19 protein-coding genes and 1 riboswitch are annotated in these 17825 nt (G+C 34.0%); of the genes, 10 read left to right on the top strand and 9 right to left on the bottom strand.

Annotated features, from left to right (window positions below):
* Nucleotides 1–10: 10 nt before the first annotated feature.
* Nucleotides 11–1048, bottom strand: a complete 1038-nt coding sequence (gene argC, locus JFU18_RS22405; RefSeq protein ID WP_201034299.1) for an N-acetyl-gamma-glutamyl-phosphate reductase — start codon at nt 1046–1048, stop codon at nt 11–13.
* 224 nt (nt 1049–1272) lie between these two features.
* Here argC and JFU18_RS22400 point away from each other — a divergent pair, with 224 nt between their 5' ends.
* Nucleotides 1273–1458 (top strand): YqzH family protein, encoded by a 186-nt coding sequence (locus JFU18_RS22400; protein ID WP_201034300.1) that lies wholly within the window; start codon nt 1273–1275, stop codon nt 1456–1458.
* 29 nt (nt 1459–1487) lie between these two features.
* On the opposite strand, the gene JFU18_RS22395 is transcribed toward JFU18_RS22400, so the two are convergent.
* Together JFU18_RS22395 and JFU18_RS22390 are read right to left on the bottom strand one after the other, a co-directional pair.
* Nucleotides 1488–2282, bottom strand: coding sequence for an SDR family oxidoreductase (locus tag JFU18_RS22395; protein WP_002143077.1), 795 nt, complete (start codon nt 2280–2282; stop codon nt 1488–1490).
* A gap of 9 nt (nt 2283–2291) precedes the next feature.
* A complete protein-coding gene (locus JFU18_RS22390; RefSeq protein ID WP_002014957.1) occupies nt 2292–3245 on the bottom strand; it encodes an MBL fold metallo-hydrolase in 954 nt (317 codons plus the stop codon).
* Between the two features lie 165 nt (nt 3246–3410).
* Here JFU18_RS22390 and proI point away from each other — a divergent pair, with 165 nt between their 5' ends.
* On the top strand, nt 3411–4250 hold the full coding sequence (proI, locus tag JFU18_RS22385) for a pyrroline-5-carboxylate reductase ProI (protein ID WP_201034301.1): 840 nt from the start codon (nt 3411–3413) through the stop codon (nt 4248–4250).
* Nucleotides 4251–4307: 57 nt separating this feature from the next.
* Here proI and sdaAA read toward each other — a convergent pair whose 3' ends face one another.
* From sdaAA to rnz, 4 genes are all read right to left on the bottom strand, one after another.
* The gene (gene sdaAA, locus JFU18_RS22380) at nt 4308–5186 is read right to left on the bottom strand and encodes an L-serine ammonia-lyase, iron-sulfur-dependent, subunit alpha (protein WP_002033842.1); all 879 of its coding nucleotides are present in this window, start codon (nt 5184–5186) and stop codon (nt 4308–4310) included.
* 18 nt (nt 5187–5204) lie between these two features.
* Nucleotides 5205–5864 carry an L-serine ammonia-lyase, iron-sulfur-dependent subunit beta gene (gene sdaAB / locus JFU18_RS22375; RefSeq protein ID WP_002088527.1) on the bottom strand — a complete coding sequence of 220 codons (660 nt, stop codon included), beginning with the start codon at nt 5862–5864 and terminating at the stop codon, nt 5205–5207.
* Between the two features lie 45 nt (nt 5865–5909).
* The gene (locus tag JFU18_RS29930) at nt 5910–6047 is read right to left on the bottom strand and encodes a hypothetical protein (protein ID WP_002066987.1); all 138 of its coding nucleotides are present in this window, start codon (nt 6045–6047) and stop codon (nt 5910–5912) included.
* Between the two features lie 714 nt (nt 6048–6761).
* On the bottom strand, nt 6762–7685 hold the full coding sequence (gene rnz, locus JFU18_RS22365) for a ribonuclease Z (protein WP_201031753.1): 924 nt from the start codon (nt 7683–7685) through the stop codon (nt 6762–6764).
* A 188-nt stretch (nt 7686–7873) separates the two neighbouring features.
* Between rnz and JFU18_RS22360 the strand changes: the two genes are divergently transcribed.
* On the top strand, nt 7874–8125 hold the full coding sequence (locus JFU18_RS22360; RefSeq protein WP_201031754.1) for a DUF3932 family protein: 252 nt from the start codon (nt 7874–7876) through the stop codon (nt 8123–8125).
* Between the two features lie 40 nt (nt 8126–8165).
* On the opposite strand, the gene JFU18_RS22355 is transcribed toward JFU18_RS22360, so the two are convergent.
* Entirely contained in the window at nt 8166–8282 is a 117-nt protein-coding gene (locus tag JFU18_RS22355; RefSeq protein ID WP_002067056.1) for a hypothetical protein, read from the bottom strand.
* Between the two features lie 239 nt (nt 8283–8521).
* On the opposite strand from JFU18_RS22355, the gene JFU18_RS22350 reads away from it, so the two are divergent.
* From JFU18_RS22350 to JFU18_RS22320, 7 genes are all read left to right on the top strand, one after another.
* Nucleotides 8522–8932: a hypothetical protein gene (locus JFU18_RS22350; RefSeq protein ID WP_201034302.1), complete on the top strand. Its 411-nt coding sequence runs from the start codon at nt 8522–8524 to the stop codon at nt 8930–8932.
* Nucleotides 8933–9048: 116 nt separating this feature from the next.
* A complete protein-coding gene (locus tag JFU18_RS22345) occupies nt 9049–9840 on the top strand; it encodes a hypothetical protein (protein WP_002143079.1) in 792 nt (263 codons plus the stop codon).
* A 731-nt stretch (nt 9841–10571) separates the two neighbouring features.
* Nucleotides 10572–11432 carry a hypothetical protein gene (locus tag JFU18_RS22340; RefSeq protein ID WP_201031756.1) on the top strand — a complete coding sequence of 287 codons (861 nt, stop codon included), beginning with the start codon at nt 10572–10574 and terminating at the stop codon, nt 11430–11432.
* Entirely contained in the window at nt 11419–12063 is a 645-nt protein-coding gene (locus JFU18_RS22335; protein WP_201031757.1) for an ATP-binding cassette domain-containing protein, read from the top strand. Before JFU18_RS22340 ends, JFU18_RS22335 begins: the two co-directional genes overlap by 14 nt.
* A 12-nt stretch (nt 12064–12075) precedes the next feature.
* Complete coding sequence (locus JFU18_RS22330; protein ID WP_201031758.1) at nt 12076–12585, top strand: hypothetical protein; 510 nt, start codon at nt 12076–12078, stop codon at nt 12583–12585.
* A gap of 546 nt (nt 12586–13131) precedes the next feature.
* Nucleotides 13132–13299, top strand: a riboswitch (M-box (ykoK) riboswitch).
* Nucleotides 13300–13630: 331 nt separating this feature from the next.
* On the top strand, nt 13631–16336 hold the full coding sequence (mgtA, locus tag JFU18_RS22325) for a magnesium-translocating P-type ATPase (RefSeq protein ID WP_201034303.1): 2706 nt from the start codon (nt 13631–13633) through the stop codon (nt 16334–16336).
* A 76-nt stretch (nt 16337–16412) separates the two neighbouring features.
* Nucleotides 16413–16562, top strand: a complete 150-nt coding sequence (locus JFU18_RS22320) for a hypothetical protein (protein ID WP_162014387.1) — start codon at nt 16413–16415, stop codon at nt 16560–16562.
* Here JFU18_RS22320 and JFU18_RS22315 read toward each other — a convergent pair.
* The gene (locus tag JFU18_RS22315) at nt 16555–17793 is read right to left on the bottom strand and encodes a DNA polymerase IV (RefSeq protein ID WP_002088539.1); all 1239 of its coding nucleotides are present in this window, start codon (nt 17791–17793) and stop codon (nt 16555–16557) included. The genes JFU18_RS22320 and JFU18_RS22315 overlap by 8 nt on opposite strands.
* Nucleotides 17794–17825 lie beyond the last annotated feature (32 nt).

Genomic DNA, 17825 nt, shown 5'->3' with positions numbered 1-17825 from the left:
AATTTCCCCCTTATGGATAAAGCGGCATATACTGTAAACCCGTTGTCTCTTCTAGTCCCGCTAATAAATTTGCATTTTGAACTGCTTGCCCTGCCGCACCTTTCATCATATTGTCTATAACAGAAACGACCGTAACTCTTTCTGTTCTTTCATCGTAAGCTATCCCAATATCACAATAATTTGAGCCCCTTACTTCTTTCGGACTTGGAAATTCTCCTTGCGAGCGAACTCGAACGAAAGCTGAGTATTCATACGTTTCTTCATACAACTTTTGAAGTTGCTCTATTTTCATTTCCTCTTTCACTTTCGCATAAAGTGTAATCATAATCCCTCGTGATATCGGTATTAAATGTGTACTAAACGTGATTGGCTTCGTTTCACGATTCCACTCTGCAAGCATTTGCTCAATCTCAGGAACGTGCTGATGCTGATTAACTTTATAAATGTGTAAGTTATCGTATAGCTCAGGAAAGTGAGTCATTGTTGTTGGCGTTTTGCCCGCTCCAGATACTCCTGATTTCGCATCAATAATAATCGAAGCTTCTTCAATCATGCCGCTACGTACTAACGGCGCTACCGCTAATAATGCAGCTGTAGCAAAACATCCTGGGTTTGCAATTAAATTTGCATTTTGGATCTCAGGCCTTTTCCATTCACTTAATCCATATACTGCTTTCCTAAGAAATTCTTCCTGTGCAGCTGGCCTTTTATACCACAATTCATATGACGAGGGATCTATCATACGAAAGTCTCCAGATAGGTCAATTACTTTTAAACCTACTGCCAATAATTTTGGTGTTAACTCTGCCGATACTCCCGCTGGAGTTGCTAAAAATACAATTTCAGCTTCCTTCTCTATTTTCTCCGCATCAATTTCTTGTAACGTATGGACAAGAACATTTCGAAAATGCGGGTATACATTTGTTATAAATTCACCGACTTGTGAAAAAGAATGGAGAGATGCTATCGAAAAATATGGATGTTGCTCTAATAACCGAATTAACTCAATACCTCCATATCCAGTTGCTCCAATAATTGCGACTTTCATAAGCTCCTCCTCATATCTATTCTTTAAATTAAGTTTGATTATAATATTGCATAATTATAAAGTCAATTAAATATTTATAATTTTTAAAAACTTCAAAATATCAACCTCGCTATAAAAGAAATATACACAAGTGGATTTTTATGCAAAAATAGTGCATAGTAGTGTTTTCATTTCACTTCAAGTACAATAAAACAATACATGTATACATACAGGCGGGGAAAAACATGAATAAAAAATTAATTGAGAAAATGATTATAAAAAGTTTTCGGCAATATCAATGTAATCCTGTTTCAAAAGAGGATCAGGAAATGCTAATTAAACATATTCAAATGATAATTCATTTAAATACTGAAATTGATGTATACGAGGCTGTTGAGGATATCGTTTACGATTATGTAACTGGAATATAAAAAATAGGAGATTTCCATATGGAAATCTCCTATTTTTTACTTAATGATTTGCCTGCAACGCGTTCAAATAAACCTGGGAATAATGCGTAGAGCTTTGGCCCCATTCCCATCCACTTCGGCAAGTTTACTTCACGTTTTTTCGTTTGCATCGCCTTTACGATTTGTTCTGCTACATATGTTGGTTTTAACATGTAACGTCCCATATTTTTCACATATGTACCTGATTGATCGGCTATTTCAAAAAAGTTCGTATCTATCGGTCCTGGGTTAATTGCTGTTACATATACATTTGTGTTAGATAACTCCATACGTAAACTATTCGTAAATCCTAATACAGCGTGTTTTGTTGCTGCATAAGCACTCGACTTCGGAGTTGCAATTTTTCCAGCCAATGAAGCAATATTAATAATTTGTCCTTCGTTCCTTTTTACCATATTAGGTAATACCGCTTTCGTACAAGCTACTAATCCAAATACATTTACTTGAAACATATCCTTTACTTCATCCATTGAAGCATCTTCAAACGTTTTAAAAATACCAAACCCAGCATTATTTACCAATATATCAATACGTCCTACTTCTTGTAATACCTTTGAAAAAACAGATTGTACTTTCGTTTCTTCACTTACATCTAATACATAGTAATAGCAAGGCGTATTATAAGTTACTTTAATTTTGTCCGCTAATGCTTGTAGCTTCTCTTCTGTTCGAGCCATTAATACCGGCGTCGCCCCTTGCTCTGCAACCTGCATTGCCACTTGCTCTCCAATTCCACTAGAAGCACCTGTAATGACGATTACTTTTTCTTGTAAACGTCCCGTCATTGCTGTCACCTACTTTGCATAATAAATCAATTGTTGTGAAGATTCATCAATCATCACCTGTTGATTATATGCTAAAAAGTCTAATTGTCCAACAGTTTCTGAGATAGTAAGTGGTAATTGCTCTTTATATAATACCGGAAATAGTTTTACACACACCTCAAATGCTGTCATTGGCTTTTCCTTTAATAGTTCAAGCACTTTAAAAGCACGTGTCTCTTGCTTTTGTAATCTTGTTTCAATAAGTTGTTTCACATTCAGAACATCTTCCCCATGCCCTGATAAAATCCGTGAAATATTCATTTCACTTAAACGTTTTAACGTTTGATTGTACTGCAATAAGGGATGCGCTCTTTCTGTTTGCCCTTCATATGGTGGTTCTAATATTGGATTTGAAGAAATATGACTAATGAGAGCATCCCCACCAATTAATATTCCATCAGATTCTCTATATAATGAAATATGAGTGGAAGCATGACCCGGGGTTTCAATCACTGTAAATCCAGGTAACGAATCTATACGATCTCCCTCTCTCACGGTATGTGTTAACGATCTATTACAAGAATATTTAAGTGTCTTCGTCGTCAATAACGCCTCACCATTCAGAAATACTGCTGGAACGCCGAACTGCAAGGCTGTCTCTTTAAAAAATTCATGATACCTCTTTAAAAATTCAGCATTCTGTGTAATCCACGGTTCATTCCAAGGATGTCCGATAATCTTTACTTTTTCAGAAAATGTATTTAAAAGTCCGCAATGATCCGCATGGTGATGCGTAATCACTACCGTTTCAATATCTTCTATCTTATATCCTAATGCACCTAATTGACTTTCTAGTGCTTTCTTTGCTTCTTCTGTATTTGTCCCTGTATCAATTAACGTTAATGTTTCTCCCTCAACTAAAAACACATTCACTGTCTCAACTGCAAATGGAACAGGAATCTCCATTCGATGAATCGCCGTCATGCTTAGCCCCCCTGTCTTTTTCCGGTTCAAAAATGAATACCTCTTCAGTTTACAACTTCCCTATAAATTTGTCATTATTTTCAGATAAAAAGAGGTCTTTTCCATAAAAAAACGAATGTATGTACATTTATAAGTATTTCTAACCAAATTTAAAGGAGGCACATCATGTCTATGCAAAACATTTCCTTTCTCGGTGCAGGCTCTATTGCCGAAGCGATTATTGGTGGCTTATTAAACGCAAATGTTGTTAAGGGAGAACACGTCACTGTAAGTAATCGTTCTAACGAGACAAGATTACAGGAGTTACATAAAAAATACGGTGTCAAAGGTACACATTATAAAAAGGAATTACTTGCTGATGCAAATATTCTTTTTCTAGCTATGAAGCCAAAAGATGTCGCAGAAGCGCTTATTCCTCTTAAAGAATACATAAATAATGACTTGCTTATTATTTCGTTATTAGCAGGTGTTTCTGCTCATTCAATTAGAAACCTACTTCAAAAAGACGTTCCGATTATTCGTGCAATGCCAAATACATCTGCAGCCATTTTAAAATCCGCTACCGCTATCTCACCTTCAGAACACACAACGGAGGAACATATTCGCACTGCAACATCTTTATTTGAAACGATTGGTCTCGTCTCTGTTGTAGAAGAAGAAGATATGCATGCTATCACTGCATTATCTGGAAGTGGACCAGCTTATATTTATTACGTGGTAGAGGCACTGGAAGAGGCAGCAAAAAAAATTGGTTTAAAAGAAGATGTTGCAAAATCTCTTATTCTTCAGACGATGATTGGTTCTGCTGAAATGCTAAAAGCAAGCGAAAAACACCCTTCTATTTTGCGAAAAGAAATTACTTCTCCTGGCGGAACAACTGAAGCAGGTATTGAAGTATTAAAGGAGCATAATTTTCAACAAGCATTAATCTCATGTATTACACAAGCAACGAAACGATCACACGATCTTGGAAAAACATTAGAAGAAATAGCAAAAGAAAAATAAAAAACGGAGCTCAACTTTATTTGAGCTCCGTTTTTACTTTAATCATATGATATGCTTTTAGTTATTACTCTTACCAAAAATCTCTTCTTGCAAACGACGACCTGTCGGTGTTGCTGCAAGGCCACCTTCTGCTGTTTCACGAAGTGCTACTGGCATCGTTTGTCCAATTCTAAACATCGCCTCAATGACTTCATCACATGGAATTGTACTAGTTACACCAGCTAATGATAAATCAGCTGAAATCATGGCATTCGCAGCTCCTGCTGCATTACGTTTTACACAAGGTACTTCTACAAGCCCTGCAACAGGATCACATACTAAACCAAGCATATTCTTTAATGAAATCGCCATCGCTGTAGCTGCTTGATCTTGTGTTCCACCAGCCATCTCAACTGCTGCTGCAGCTGCCATTCCACTTGCTGAACCTACTTCAGCTTGGCAACCTCCTGCCGCGCCAGAAATACAAGCATTATTCGCAACAACCATACCGAAAGCTCCTGCTGTAAATAAAAATTCAATCATTTCTTCGCGTGTCGGCTGTAATTTTTCTTGTAGTGCAAACAGTACACCTGGCACTGTTCCAGCAGATCCTGCTGTTGGTGTTGCACAAATAATTCCCATCGCCGCATTTACTTCATTTGTCGCAACAGCTTTACTCACTGCGTCCAAAATTGTATCTCCAGATAAACCTTTTCCACTCTGCATATACGCTTGGACTTTCACAGCATCCCCGCCAGTTAAACCAGTCGGTGATTTTACACCACGAATACCGCGTTCTACTGCTTGTTCCATCACGACTAAGTTCTTTTCCATTCCAGCAATTACTTCTTCACGTGAGATATTTCTTGTTTGCATTTCACATTGAATCATAATTTCTGCGATTTTTACATTTTGCTCTTTAGCTTGCGCCACTAGTTCCGCTGCGTTCCGAAACATGGTGTGTCCCCCCTGCAATTAATCCATAATAGTTACTTGACAAATATTTTGTTGCCCATTTATTTCCGCAATTACTTCATCTGCTAATAATTCATCTGTTTCAATGACCATAAGCGCTCTTCTTCCTTTTTCTTTACGAGAAACACTCATTGTACTTATGTTAATCTCATGCTTAGCAAGGATTGAAGCTACAGCTGCGATAGCACCAAAGCGATCGTTATTTACAATAAGTAGTGCTGGACTCGTGCCTGTTAATTGAAGATCGAATCCGTTTAATTCTACAACTTCAATTTTACCGCCACCAATTGAGCAAGCAACAACTTCAATTTCCTCTTCACCTTTATACAGACGAATTTTCGCTGTATTTGGATGCGGAGCATTTGCATCTTCTTCAATGAATTCCACTTCAATCCCGCGTTCTTTTGCAATATCTAACGCACTTGGAATACGTAAATCATCTGTTTCAAATCCTAGTATTCCACCGATTAGCGCTACATCCGTACCGTGACCACGGTATGTTTTTGCAAATGAACCATATAATGAAATGCTAACTCTCTCTGGTTCATGACGAAACAGCTGACGAGCAACTTGCCCCATTCTTGCCGCGCCTGCTGTATGTGAACTTGATGGACCAATCATAACCGGACCAATAATATCAAACACTGAGCGATACTTCATCATAACTCCCCCTAAACCTCTATGAAAAAATTATTTACTATTCTATTAAGCTACCGAATCGGTTGCTGTTCCAGTCGTACCACGAATTTGTTCCGCTGTAAGAATTGGATAGTTTTTGAATAACAGTGAAGCAATATATCCTGAAATAATACCAGTTATAATAATAAATAAGAAACTTAGCATTACCTGCATTTAAAAATAATATAAGATAGTCCACAATAAAGTCTGGTAGCAATCCAAAGTTTAACACAGAACCCCCTACAAGCATAGCATAAACAAGTGAAACTCCCATTGCTTTCATACCTTTTGATATTTTAAAGCTAAAAAGGGAAAAAAGACTTAGTACAAATAATAGTAATATCCTTCCTATTATAATTTCCATGTTGCTCTCTCACGATTTAGTCAACTTCACTTGTTATGACAAATGGCTAAAACGCATGTAGCCTACAATAAAGTGAAACTTTAATCAGTGGGGGTTTTGTCCATCCCCCACTGATTATTAGCCCACACCAATCGGGCTTTTACGGGCAGTTATCTCCCACCTAACTTCCTCGCATTCGCCGAATTCTGAGGTGGGAGTCTTACTGTCCGCAAATAGCGGGATAAATTATAATCTGCCCTCATTATAGCTTGTTTTTAATAAAACGCTTACTTTTAATGAATTTTAAAAGTTCTGAATAAAAATCCATTTTTGCTACTTGTACCAATCGTATGTCGTCTGACTTATATAACAGTTTTTCTAAATAATCGTTATTATGTATTTTTATCCTATATCTTCACATCATTAAAACTTTCTGTGTCATCCTATATAAAAACAAAATGATAACAGTTTTATTTTTAATTTTTTTAGAAATAAAAAAAATGGCAACCTATCGTCACCATTTTTTCACAACATTATTATCTTTCTACTGGAAATGATTTTAAATCCGTAGCTATTTCTGTATTAGAAAATAGCTCTCTTGCCTCTTTCAATAATTCCTTATATGTATCTCCTTGATAACGAGAACTAATATGAGTCAATATTAAGCGTTTTGCATTTGCCTGAACTGCAATACTCGCAGCTTGCTTAGATGTGGAATGAAAATAATCATACGCTTGTTGTTCATCTTCTGCCGCAAAAGTTGCTTCATGAACAAGTACGTCAGCATCTTGCGCAAGCTCTCTACTCGCTTCGCAATATCGTGTATCGCCTAAAATTGTAATAACTCTTCCTTTTTGAGGCGGGCCAATAAAATCTTTTCCATCTAACACTGTGCCATTCTCTAATTCAACTACTTCACCATCTTTTAAGCGTTTAAAAACTGGACCAGGTTTCACACCCATTCCCAGTAACTTATCCACTAAAAGAGCTCCCTGTATATCTTTCTCTACAATTCGATATCCGAAGCATTCAATTCCATGTGATAACCTTTTTGTTTCTACACAAAATTCATTATCCTCAAACACAATACCTTCTTCCGTAATCTCAACGATTTCAAGTGGATATTTAACATGTGTCGTACTTACTAATAATGCCACTTCAATAAATTGTTTAATTCCTTTTGGTCCATACACTGTTAAAGGTGTAGTCCCTCCTTGAAACGAACGGCTTCCTAATAAACCAGGCAACCCAAAAATATGATCACCATGTAAATGCGTAATAAATATTTTTTCAATGCGGCGTGGACGTACTGATGTATGCAATATTTGATGTTGCGTCGCCTCGCCACAATCAAATAACCAAGTCTGTCCTCGTTCTTCTAGCAATTGCAGAGCAATTGCTGAAACATTCCTTCCTTTCGAAGGAACACCTGCACCAGTTCCTAAAAATACAAATTCCACTTTCTTTCCTCCAGCTCTTTATATAATCTACCTTTCATCTTACGGAATGTTATTTCAAATGGCAAATCGAATTTACATAACCAATCATCTAGACAACTATATAACACGAACGTTATAATTAAAAACTTAGTAATCGTTCGTGTTTTGTGTTAAAATGATTATACTACATTTTAAGGGAGCGTTTTATTATGAAAGAAGTATTTCGTTTACAAACTGATTTTTCATCTTCATTTGATCGCTGGGTAAGTTCTTTCGTTTCTGATCACCCAGCACAATTAGAATGGACGACTTTAAAAGAATTAATCCATGAATATACAACAACACATACAAATGATTCGTTACCAACATATATTTCTTCAGCTTTAACATATTACGCACAACGCGTTTCAACAACAAGTAATTCAGAGATTGTTATTTTTGAAAATGCTACAATCTCGTAATCTAAAATAAAAAAGCACTGATTACAGTGCTTTTTTATTTTTACTTATTTAACAACCAGTCATCTTCTGTCCAAAAATCTGTATACATACTCCGATCAAATTCATCTAAAATTATCTTTTCACTTGATTTATTAAATAATCCTTTTACTTGTAGCACAATTGAAACAACTATATTGTATCTTTTTTGTAAATATCTTTTCTTTATTTAATATCTATAAGTAAAACAGTTGTTATTGCTTGAAAAACTTTGTGTAATGATATGTTTTACAAGATATTTGTTAAAAAGTTATAGCTAATATTAAAGAAATATTAATATTTGTAAATCTATATATATTATTTTATTTCATGTGCTATATTTTTTAAGGGCTTACAAGTAAAAGAATAGGAGGAGTATAAATGAAAAAAATAACGGTTCTAACTTTAACAGCAGGAATAGCCTTATCAAGCTTTGCAGCATCAGCAGCAGCAAAGTCTAATCATGAAGATAGACCCTGGTCAAATGTATATCGTGTTTACAGTCCTAATGATGAAACACCATCTCAACCCTCATATAATAAAACGGCTTATTATATGAGGGTTGACAACATGTCGGGATTAGATGGATATTTCAATGCCTGGGCTGCATTAAAAGATGGTACTGATGTTTCGGATGGTCATTCATACAAAATGCGTGATGGTCAAGAAGAATTCTTATACAATTTAGCAGTTGAGAAATATAATTCTGGTATCAAGGTTAAAATTGATACCAGAAGATGGGCTGAGGGTACAGCAAGTGGTGTTTGGAGCCCGGATAGTATTCGTAAATAATTATATGAAAAATGAACTTATAAATATAATACTTTATATTCTTGTAAGCCTTTCCTCGTAACATTACATATTTTAAATGTTACGAGGAGTATATTTGAATTTTTAAGAGGTGAAACATGGGTACTTATTTTAATGAAAGAATGAATAATAGGAATTTTTATTTTTCGCTTATGTTAGGAATAGCCTTATCTTGTGTATATATATTATATTATGTAATTCCACTAGCCGATAAAAAGGATGTTATCTTCACTCCATATACAACTTGGATGGGAATTAATAGTATTGTAACACCTTCCTTTTTATTTTTCTTTATACTTCCAGTGATTGCAAGTTTACCTAGTTCATCGATCTTTCAGGAAGATAAAAAAAATGGATCTTTTTTGTTTGTAATTATAAGAAGTAATTATAAAATGTATTTTCTTAAGCTGTTTAGTAAAACCTTTTTTATCGGTGGCTTTGTTGTTATTATTCCATTGATTTTAAACATTTTTTTATCATTTATGTTTCTTCCAAATGTAAATCCTGACGAAGTTTTAAATTCCAATATAGGGATGTATGAGCGAGCGACCTTTTTTATTAACATTTATTTCACTCATCCTTTTATTCATATGATGTTATATACAGTTATTGCTTTTGTTTATGGAGGAGCATTTGCTTTGTTTTCTCTTAGTATGTCCTTTTATGCCAAGCATACTTTTGTAACTTTATTAAGTGCTTTTTTATTACAACTTTTTTTAATGATAATTAATTTATTTTATCCTATGCCCCTCGCTCCTATATATTTCTTATCTGAATCCCATATATATCATGGAGCCAATATTATTGTTTCTATTTTAGTGTTAATAGGGATTTTTATTTTATCGATAATTTTATTTTTAAGAGGAGTAAAAAGACATGTTATTTTATAGCCTTTTGAAAATGTATTTATTAGAGTTGTTTCAAAAACGATGGTTATTTGTGATTAATATTTTATTTCTTATAGTTGGTGTGTCTATTCACCTCATTAGATCATTTTACTTTTTATCTAATGATTCTTTGTTTTCATTTCTTAGTACTTCAAGAGATATGAAAATAGTGTTATTTAGTTATCTTCCATTATTGTTACTTTTTTTCTATTCATTTAATTATACGGATAAGAATGTTTATATGTATTTTAGACATAAAACTCGTCAATCATATTGTTTTCATTTAATCATAAAAATTGTAAGTCTAACAATCATCTATTCAAGTATCTATCTGTTAATTGTAGGAATTAATTTTTTTATTGTAAAAGAAAAAATAGTGATTTGGTTGCTCACATCTTCAAGTTGGTTAGTAATTACATATTTTATAGTATCGTTATGGCTAGTAACTGTAGCAATATGTATTTTTGCACAAATACTAGTTTTTTTCATTAAAAATAAAGCTATTTGTATTTTTACTATCTACTTCCTTATTACGATAGATCAGTTGTTAGAAAAAAATATAATTTCTCTTTATTTTGGTCAAAAGGTTTGATTTTTCAAGAAAAAGATTGGTTTCTAATAGATATAATCTTGATGAAATTGGCTTTTATGTTAGGGATTATTAGTATTTCATTTGCTATATTGAATATTTGTTTACACCGGATGGACTTATATAACGGAAGTGATTAATTACGATGAAAAATAGTGTTTTTTATAAATTATTAAAAAGGGATTTAATATTAAGCATTCATATTATGAAATTAAGATTGATAATAGTATTTATTGTTTATAGTGCATTGGTGGGGGGAGCGGCATTTTTATTAAAGCAATCAGCCCAGTATAGAGAGCTACCTTCAAATGCTATAACGGTTCTTGATGTTTTATATGAATTACTAAAAGGGATATCTTTTAAAGAAGTTGAAATGGGGCGATTCCAGCTTCCAGTAACATGGCTTATATTACAATTATCTTATTGTTTTATATTAGGTACTTATGTAAGAGCTGATTTTATACAACAGACACCGTATCTTTTAGCCAGGAAAGTATCTAGGTATCAAGTATTGTTTAGCAAATTTATTAGTACAGGTATACTAACTATTTGTATAACTTTATTATTTTATATTGCCGTGTTCTTCTGGGGAGGTATTTTTTGTTCTTATCAATTTAACTGGGGGATATATACAGAAAATATTAATCCTAAAATTTATAATCATTTAAAAGAAACCATTTTTGTTATAAAAAGCTTTACTTTACAACTAATAACATCTTCCTTATTAGTTTGGGTTTATTTAATTGTGTCTACTAAATTTAAAAGTGTTATTTCATATATAGTGATTATAGTGATTATTACCATGACTATATTTATACCGGTTATATGTAATCCGTTCGATAGTATGTTAATTCGTAAAAATTTATTTTACGTTAATAATGAACATTTTCTATATTCTATTTCCTATTTTCTTTTGTGCGCTTTTTTTCTATGGATAAGTGGTTATTGGGTAGGGAAAACATTTGAATTTGTTAATAGAAAGGATGATTCTGATGATATACATTGAGGCCAAGCATGTTTCTAAAATGCTAAAAGGTAATATTATTTTAAATGATGTTAATTTTGAATTAGAAAAGGGAAAGATTTATGGTTTTAAAGGGAGAAATGGTTCAGGTAAAACAATGCTTTTTAGAGCTTTATTAGGATTGATGAAAATAGATAGTGGTGAAATATTAATAGATAGAAAAATAATTGGTATTGATCATCCGTTTCCTGAAAATACAGGCATTATCATTGAATATCCAGGATTCATTCCAGACTATACAGGATTTAAAAACTTAAAACTATTAGCTTCTATTCAAAATAAAATAACGGATAAAACAATTAGTGAAACAATGGAGCTCGTAGGATTAAATCCAGAAGATAAAAGAAAAGTAAAAAAATATTCACTTGGAATGAAACAAAGATTGGGTATAGCACAAGCAATTATGGAAGATCCTAAGTTATTAATTTTAGATGAGCCTACAAACGCTTTAGATGAAAATGGAATTAGGGATATAACTAAAATCTTATTAGATTTAAAGTCTACAGGTACAACTATATTAGTTGCGAGTCATGATAGTGAAACATTAAATTTAATTGCAGACAGAATATTCCTAGTTGAAAATGGTAAAGTATCACTATCCTCAGAGATGTAGAGGGAGAAAGATATGAATAAAAAACGATATGTTTTTATGATTATTTGTACATTTTTTATATTAGGGGCATGTTGGAGATATCAGGTAGTAAATAATTTAAATGAATCTTATATTGTGAAATCAGAGAATATTAATCTAGGTCAATCATTTAATACAGATATATTTAAATTTAGCATTAATTCTTTCAAGAAGAAACAAGTAATTGATGATAATGGAAATAAAGAAATTCATTACCTTTTTGATATTGAGGCAACAAATAACACTCAAACGGAACAAACAATTTTTACAGATTTGCATATATTGGCACCTTTAAAAGGAGTTAATAAGACGAATGGAATGTTTAATGAGAGTACAAAGAAAACTATAGTTTCATGGGAGAGGTTACAAAACCATAAAGGCATTGCAACAATGAAAATGAGGGAAAGTTGGGGCGTTGCACTTAATACACCTGCGAAATTAGTATATCTAGGAGAAAAAGATGGTAAGAGAATAAAATACATATTAGATTTACCTAACAATTAAAGGCCTAATTCGATTGTTGATTGCTGAATGAGATAAAATCACCTTTTCGATTAGATGGTTTGTAATATATGACCTAGCTCTTACTATTAAACAAAGAAAATATTCCTACTGTGGTGCAAATATGAAAAATATACGTTATCAATCTAAAAATGCCAATAGAGCCCCGAAAGAGGTTCTATTGGCATTTTAGATTTTAACAAATCCTTTAAGGCAAAAAAGTATAAAAATACTTTTTTACCTCTCTCATCCATGCTCATTTGTGTAATAATCGTTCCATCTACGTTTAAATAATTTTCTCCATGAGAACATAAATCTTCTCGCTCATTAAACAACCACTTCTGATTCTCAGATATTTATTATAAAATTTGGCGGTTTCATTATACATGCACCTCTTACAAAACATTTATTTTCCCACATTATCTATAAACAACATAACCCACTCCATTCCATATATCCATTATAAATCTATTTAATTTTTCAAAAAAACAGATTAAAAAGATATTGACACTACGATTTTACAGTGCTAACATTCAACTTGTAATTGAATATGGTCTCTGTTAGGTGAGGCTCCTGTATAGAGAAACGCTGCTGCCCAAAAATGTCGAGAGACGCCAATGGGTCAACAGGAAAGGTCGGAATGAAGGCCTTTCTTAACGTAGCTGGTTTCAGTACCTATGCTATACAGTGCTAAAACTCAACGAGGGAGAGGTGCGTATGTTTTGTCATACACAAAAACTGTTTTTACCTATGTTTACTAACAGTCTTTGTTGTTGACTCTTTTTGACTACGAATTCAGACCTTTACTCGTTTTGAGTAAAGGTCTTTTTTATATCTTTATGCACCCTACTATGAAACAAACATAGCATATTCAGAAACTACTAATTGTACGGAGGTGAGGAACAGTGGCAAGTGATGATTCGGCCCAGATACCCATATGTTTTACATTTATATTTCATCATGTAGGTAGGAAAGAAGCTGTTCCTCCCTGTTTAAAATAGTCGAGTAACAGATTGTTTCCTCCTTCATGAAAGAGGAGGAACTACCAATGTTAAATTTACAAAGACAAGAAACGAAGCATGCTTACGATCAAGATAGCATGAAAGCAAATAACGAATTATTAGTGGAAGTTGCAACAAAGGATGTAAACTCTGCGTTAAAACTCTTAGAAACAACACAAGATGGACTCTCTAAACAAGAAGCGTCTCGTAGACTTTCTTTATATGGTCCGAACGAAATCGCTCATAATAAAACATTGCCGTGGTACATTCAATTTCTGCTGGCATTTAAAAATCCATTTATTTTTGTTTTGTTAGCTCTTGGAGCACTCTCTTTTTTCACAGATGATATACAAGGAACAATTGTCGTATCTGTAATGGTACTGCTAAGTGCAACGATTCGCTTTTTACAAGAATTCCGCTCTCAGAAAGCGGCGGATAAGTTAAAGGCTATGGTTCGAACAACTGCGAGTGTCTTTAGAATAGATGGATTTGTACACGAAACAAAAAACGTAACAAATTTAAATCGAAATTACACAACAGAAATTCCAATTGAAGAACTTGTACCTGGCGATATTATTTCACTTTCAGCTGGTGATATCGTGCCAGCTGATGTGCGTATTTTATCCGCAAAAGATTTATTTGTTAATCAGTCTTCTTTAACCGGGGAAGCACTTCCTGTAGAAAAATACGAAAACTGCTACCATACGGAAAATAAACATATATTACCGAAAAACATGAAAAAAAATTACAATCCGCTCGATATGGAAAACCTTTGCTTTATGGGTACAAATATTGTTAGCGGTAGCGCAAAAGCTGTTGTTGTTTCAACTAGTACGGATACGTATTTCGGCTCTTTAGCAAAAAAGGTTATCGGAAAACGTGCAGAAACAAACTTTGATAAAGGCGTAAACAAAGTAAGTTGGCTCTTAATCACATTCATGCTTATTATGGCACCCATCGTCCTTCTCATTAATGGATTCACAAAAGGAGATTGGCAAGAAGCTTTTTTCTTTGCTATTGCTGTTGCAGTTGGCCTTACACCTGAAATGCTGCCAATGATTGTAACTGCTAATTTAGCTAAAGGCGCCGTGAACATGTCTAAACAAAAAGTAATTGTAAAACAGCTCAACTCAATTCAAAACTTAGGTGCTATGAACATTCTTTGCACAGATAAAACTGGAACTTTAACAGAAGATAAAGTTGTCCTAGTTCGTCATTTAGATCCTAACGGAAATGAATGCGATCGTGTATTACACTTTGCCTATTTAAATAGCTTCTATCAAACTGGATTGAAAAATTTAATAGATAAAGCTGTTATTGAACATACAGAGGAGAACCATAAATTTGATCCATCAGCTTTTCAAAAGCTAGATGAAATTCCATTCGATTTTGCTCGGCGTCGCATGTCTGTCATCGTGAAAAATATTTTAGGTGAACATACAATGGTTTGTAAAGGTGCCGTAGAAGAAATTTTATCAATTTGTAACTACACTGAAGTTGATGGACAAATTGTCCCTCTCACTGAAGAAATGAGAGTAAATGTAAAACATCTTAGCGAAACTTTAAATAGTGAAGGAATGCGTGTCATCGCTGTAGCATACAAGAACGATAACAAACCTTATCATAAAGCTTATGCAGTACAAGATGAATCCGCTATGATCCTTACTGGATATATCGGCTTTTTAGATCCACCTAAACCATCTGCTGCTTCTGCAATTCAAGCATTGCAAAAACATGGCGTACAAGTGAAAATCTTAACAGGCGATAACGAAATTGTTACAAAAAAAGTTTGTAAAGAAGTGGGATTAAATATAGGTGAGCCTGTCCTCGGTTACGAAATTGATTCTTTACCAGATAAAACATTAGCAACACTGGCAGAAGAAACAACAGTGTTCGCAAAACTAAATCCAATGCAAAAGTCCCGCATCATTCGCGTATTGCAAGGTAATGGTCATACTGTAGGTTATATGGGGGATGGTATTAACGATGCCGTTGCACTACGTGATGCTGATGTTGGAATATCTGTTGATACTGCTACTGACATTGCAAAAGAATCTTCCGATATTATTTTACTTGAAAAAAGTTTAACTATATTAGAAGCAGGTATTTTAGAAGGACGCACTACTTTCGGCAATATTTTAAAATATATAAAAATGACAGCTAGCTCTAACTTTGGAAATGTATTTAGTGTATTAGTGGCAAGTGCTTTCATTCCATTTTTACCGATGCTTGCAATTCATCTCTTAATTCAAAACTTACTTTATGATATTTCACAACTTTCAATTCCATGGGATAAAATGGATAAGGAATTTCTAGAGAAGCCTAGAAAATGGGATACTGCAAACTTGCGTAACTTCATTATTTGCATCGGTCCAATTAGCTCTATATTCGATATTATCACATTCGTTGTCATGTGGAATGTGTTCGGTGCAAATACACCTGGAGAACAATCGCTATTCCAATCTGGTTGGTTTGTCGTTGGGTTGCTAACTCAAACATTAATTGTCCATATGATTAGAACACAGAAAATTCCGTTCATTCAAAGTACAGCATCAATACCAGTTCTTATATTAACCGCTTGTATTATGGCAATCGGAATTTACATTCCATTCTCACCACTTGGTGCAGCAATTGGTTTACAAGCATTACCACTAAGCTACTTCCCGTGGCTCATAGGAATATTATTAGGTTATGCTTTCTTAACACAATTCCTGAAAAAGCTTTATATTAAAAAATTCCACAGCTGGTTGTAAAAATGAGAATGAGTGGGTATTTCTCACTCATTCTCAAAAAATATAACATGTACTTATATGTATGGAGGTAACCATGATGATATGGTATGACATCGTATTAAGGTTATTTATAGCAATTATTGTAGGAGCTTGCATCGGAATGGAAAGACAATGGAGACATCGAATGGCTGGATCCTCTCTTCCATCTAAAAAAGAAGGGTTTAAATCTCTAAAACCTTCTACATAAACTTATTTTCTAATTTTTGCTGAAACGACTTTTCTTGCTTACGCAATAATTGACTACCTCTCTGTAAAAGAGGTGTTCCATACTTTTCATTAATTTGATCAATAACAGCAAGTAACGGCTCTTCTTTCGCATCTTCTTCGAATGAAAACAAATCTAACTGTTTCACTGATTCTGTCTTCCACTCTAATTCAGTAGCTGTAACACCTAACAGACGAACAGAATCACCATCCCAGTGTTGCTTCCATAAACGTGATGCTGCTTGGAAAATAACCCGTTCTTCCCATATTGCATTTTTCAATTGTTTACTCCGTGTTACCGTGCGACGATCATGGTATTTAATCATAATTTGAATGTTATAACTAACGAGAGTTCGTTTTTGTAGCCTTTTGCTTACTGATTTCGATAATCTTTCTAACATATCAAGTAATTCTTTTTCTTCGTCCATATCCTTTGAGAAAGTCATCGAATTTCCAACGCTTTTATGTTGTCCCATTTGATTCGGATCAACTTCCCTGTCATCCATACCTTTTGCACGTTTTTGTAAATCAACACCGTGCTTTCCAATTTTAGCGCGAATGATATGCTCGTCTCCTTTTGCTAACTGTTCAATTGTATGTATATGAATGTCTTTTAGTTTTTCAGCTGTTTTCTCTCCGATTCCATGCATCTCTGCAACTGATCGTGGCCAAATAATTTCTGGGATATCACGTTTTCGAAGTACTGTAATTCCAAGAGGTTTTTTCATATCTGAAGCAGTCTTTGCTAGGAAAAGGTTTGGGGCAATCCCAATGCTACATGGAAGCTGTAACTCTGTTAGTAACGCTTGTTGAATCATCTTCGCTATTTCAAGAGGCGAACCGAGCGCATAGCAATCTGTAATATCTAAATACCCTTCATCTATAGAAAACGGTTGTATTTTTTCTGTAAAACGGGAAAGAATTTGAAACATTTGAAATGAAGCTTCTCGATATAATGTAAAATTAGGGTGCCTCACAACTAATTGCGGGCATAATCGCTTCGCTTCCCATAGAGGCATCGTCGTACGTATTCCATATTCTCTCGCCTCATAACTACATGTTATGATAATCCCTTTTCTCTCTTTTTCATTCCCCGCAATCGCTAATGGCTTTCCTTGTAATGATGGGTCATGAGCAATTTCAACAGATGCGAAAAAACAATTCATATCTACATGTAAAATAACACGTCCATTTTTCGGATACATTTCTCGCATACTACTCACCCCTTAAAGAACATTTGTTCCTT

Origin of the sequence: Bacillus sp. TH22 (genome assembly GCF_016651015.1) — a bacterium.
Taxonomy (GTDB): domain Bacteria; phylum Bacillota; class Bacilli; order Bacillales; family Bacillaceae_G; genus Bacillus_A; species Bacillus_A mycoides.
This window is presented reverse-complemented; position numbering and strand designations above follow the sequence as displayed.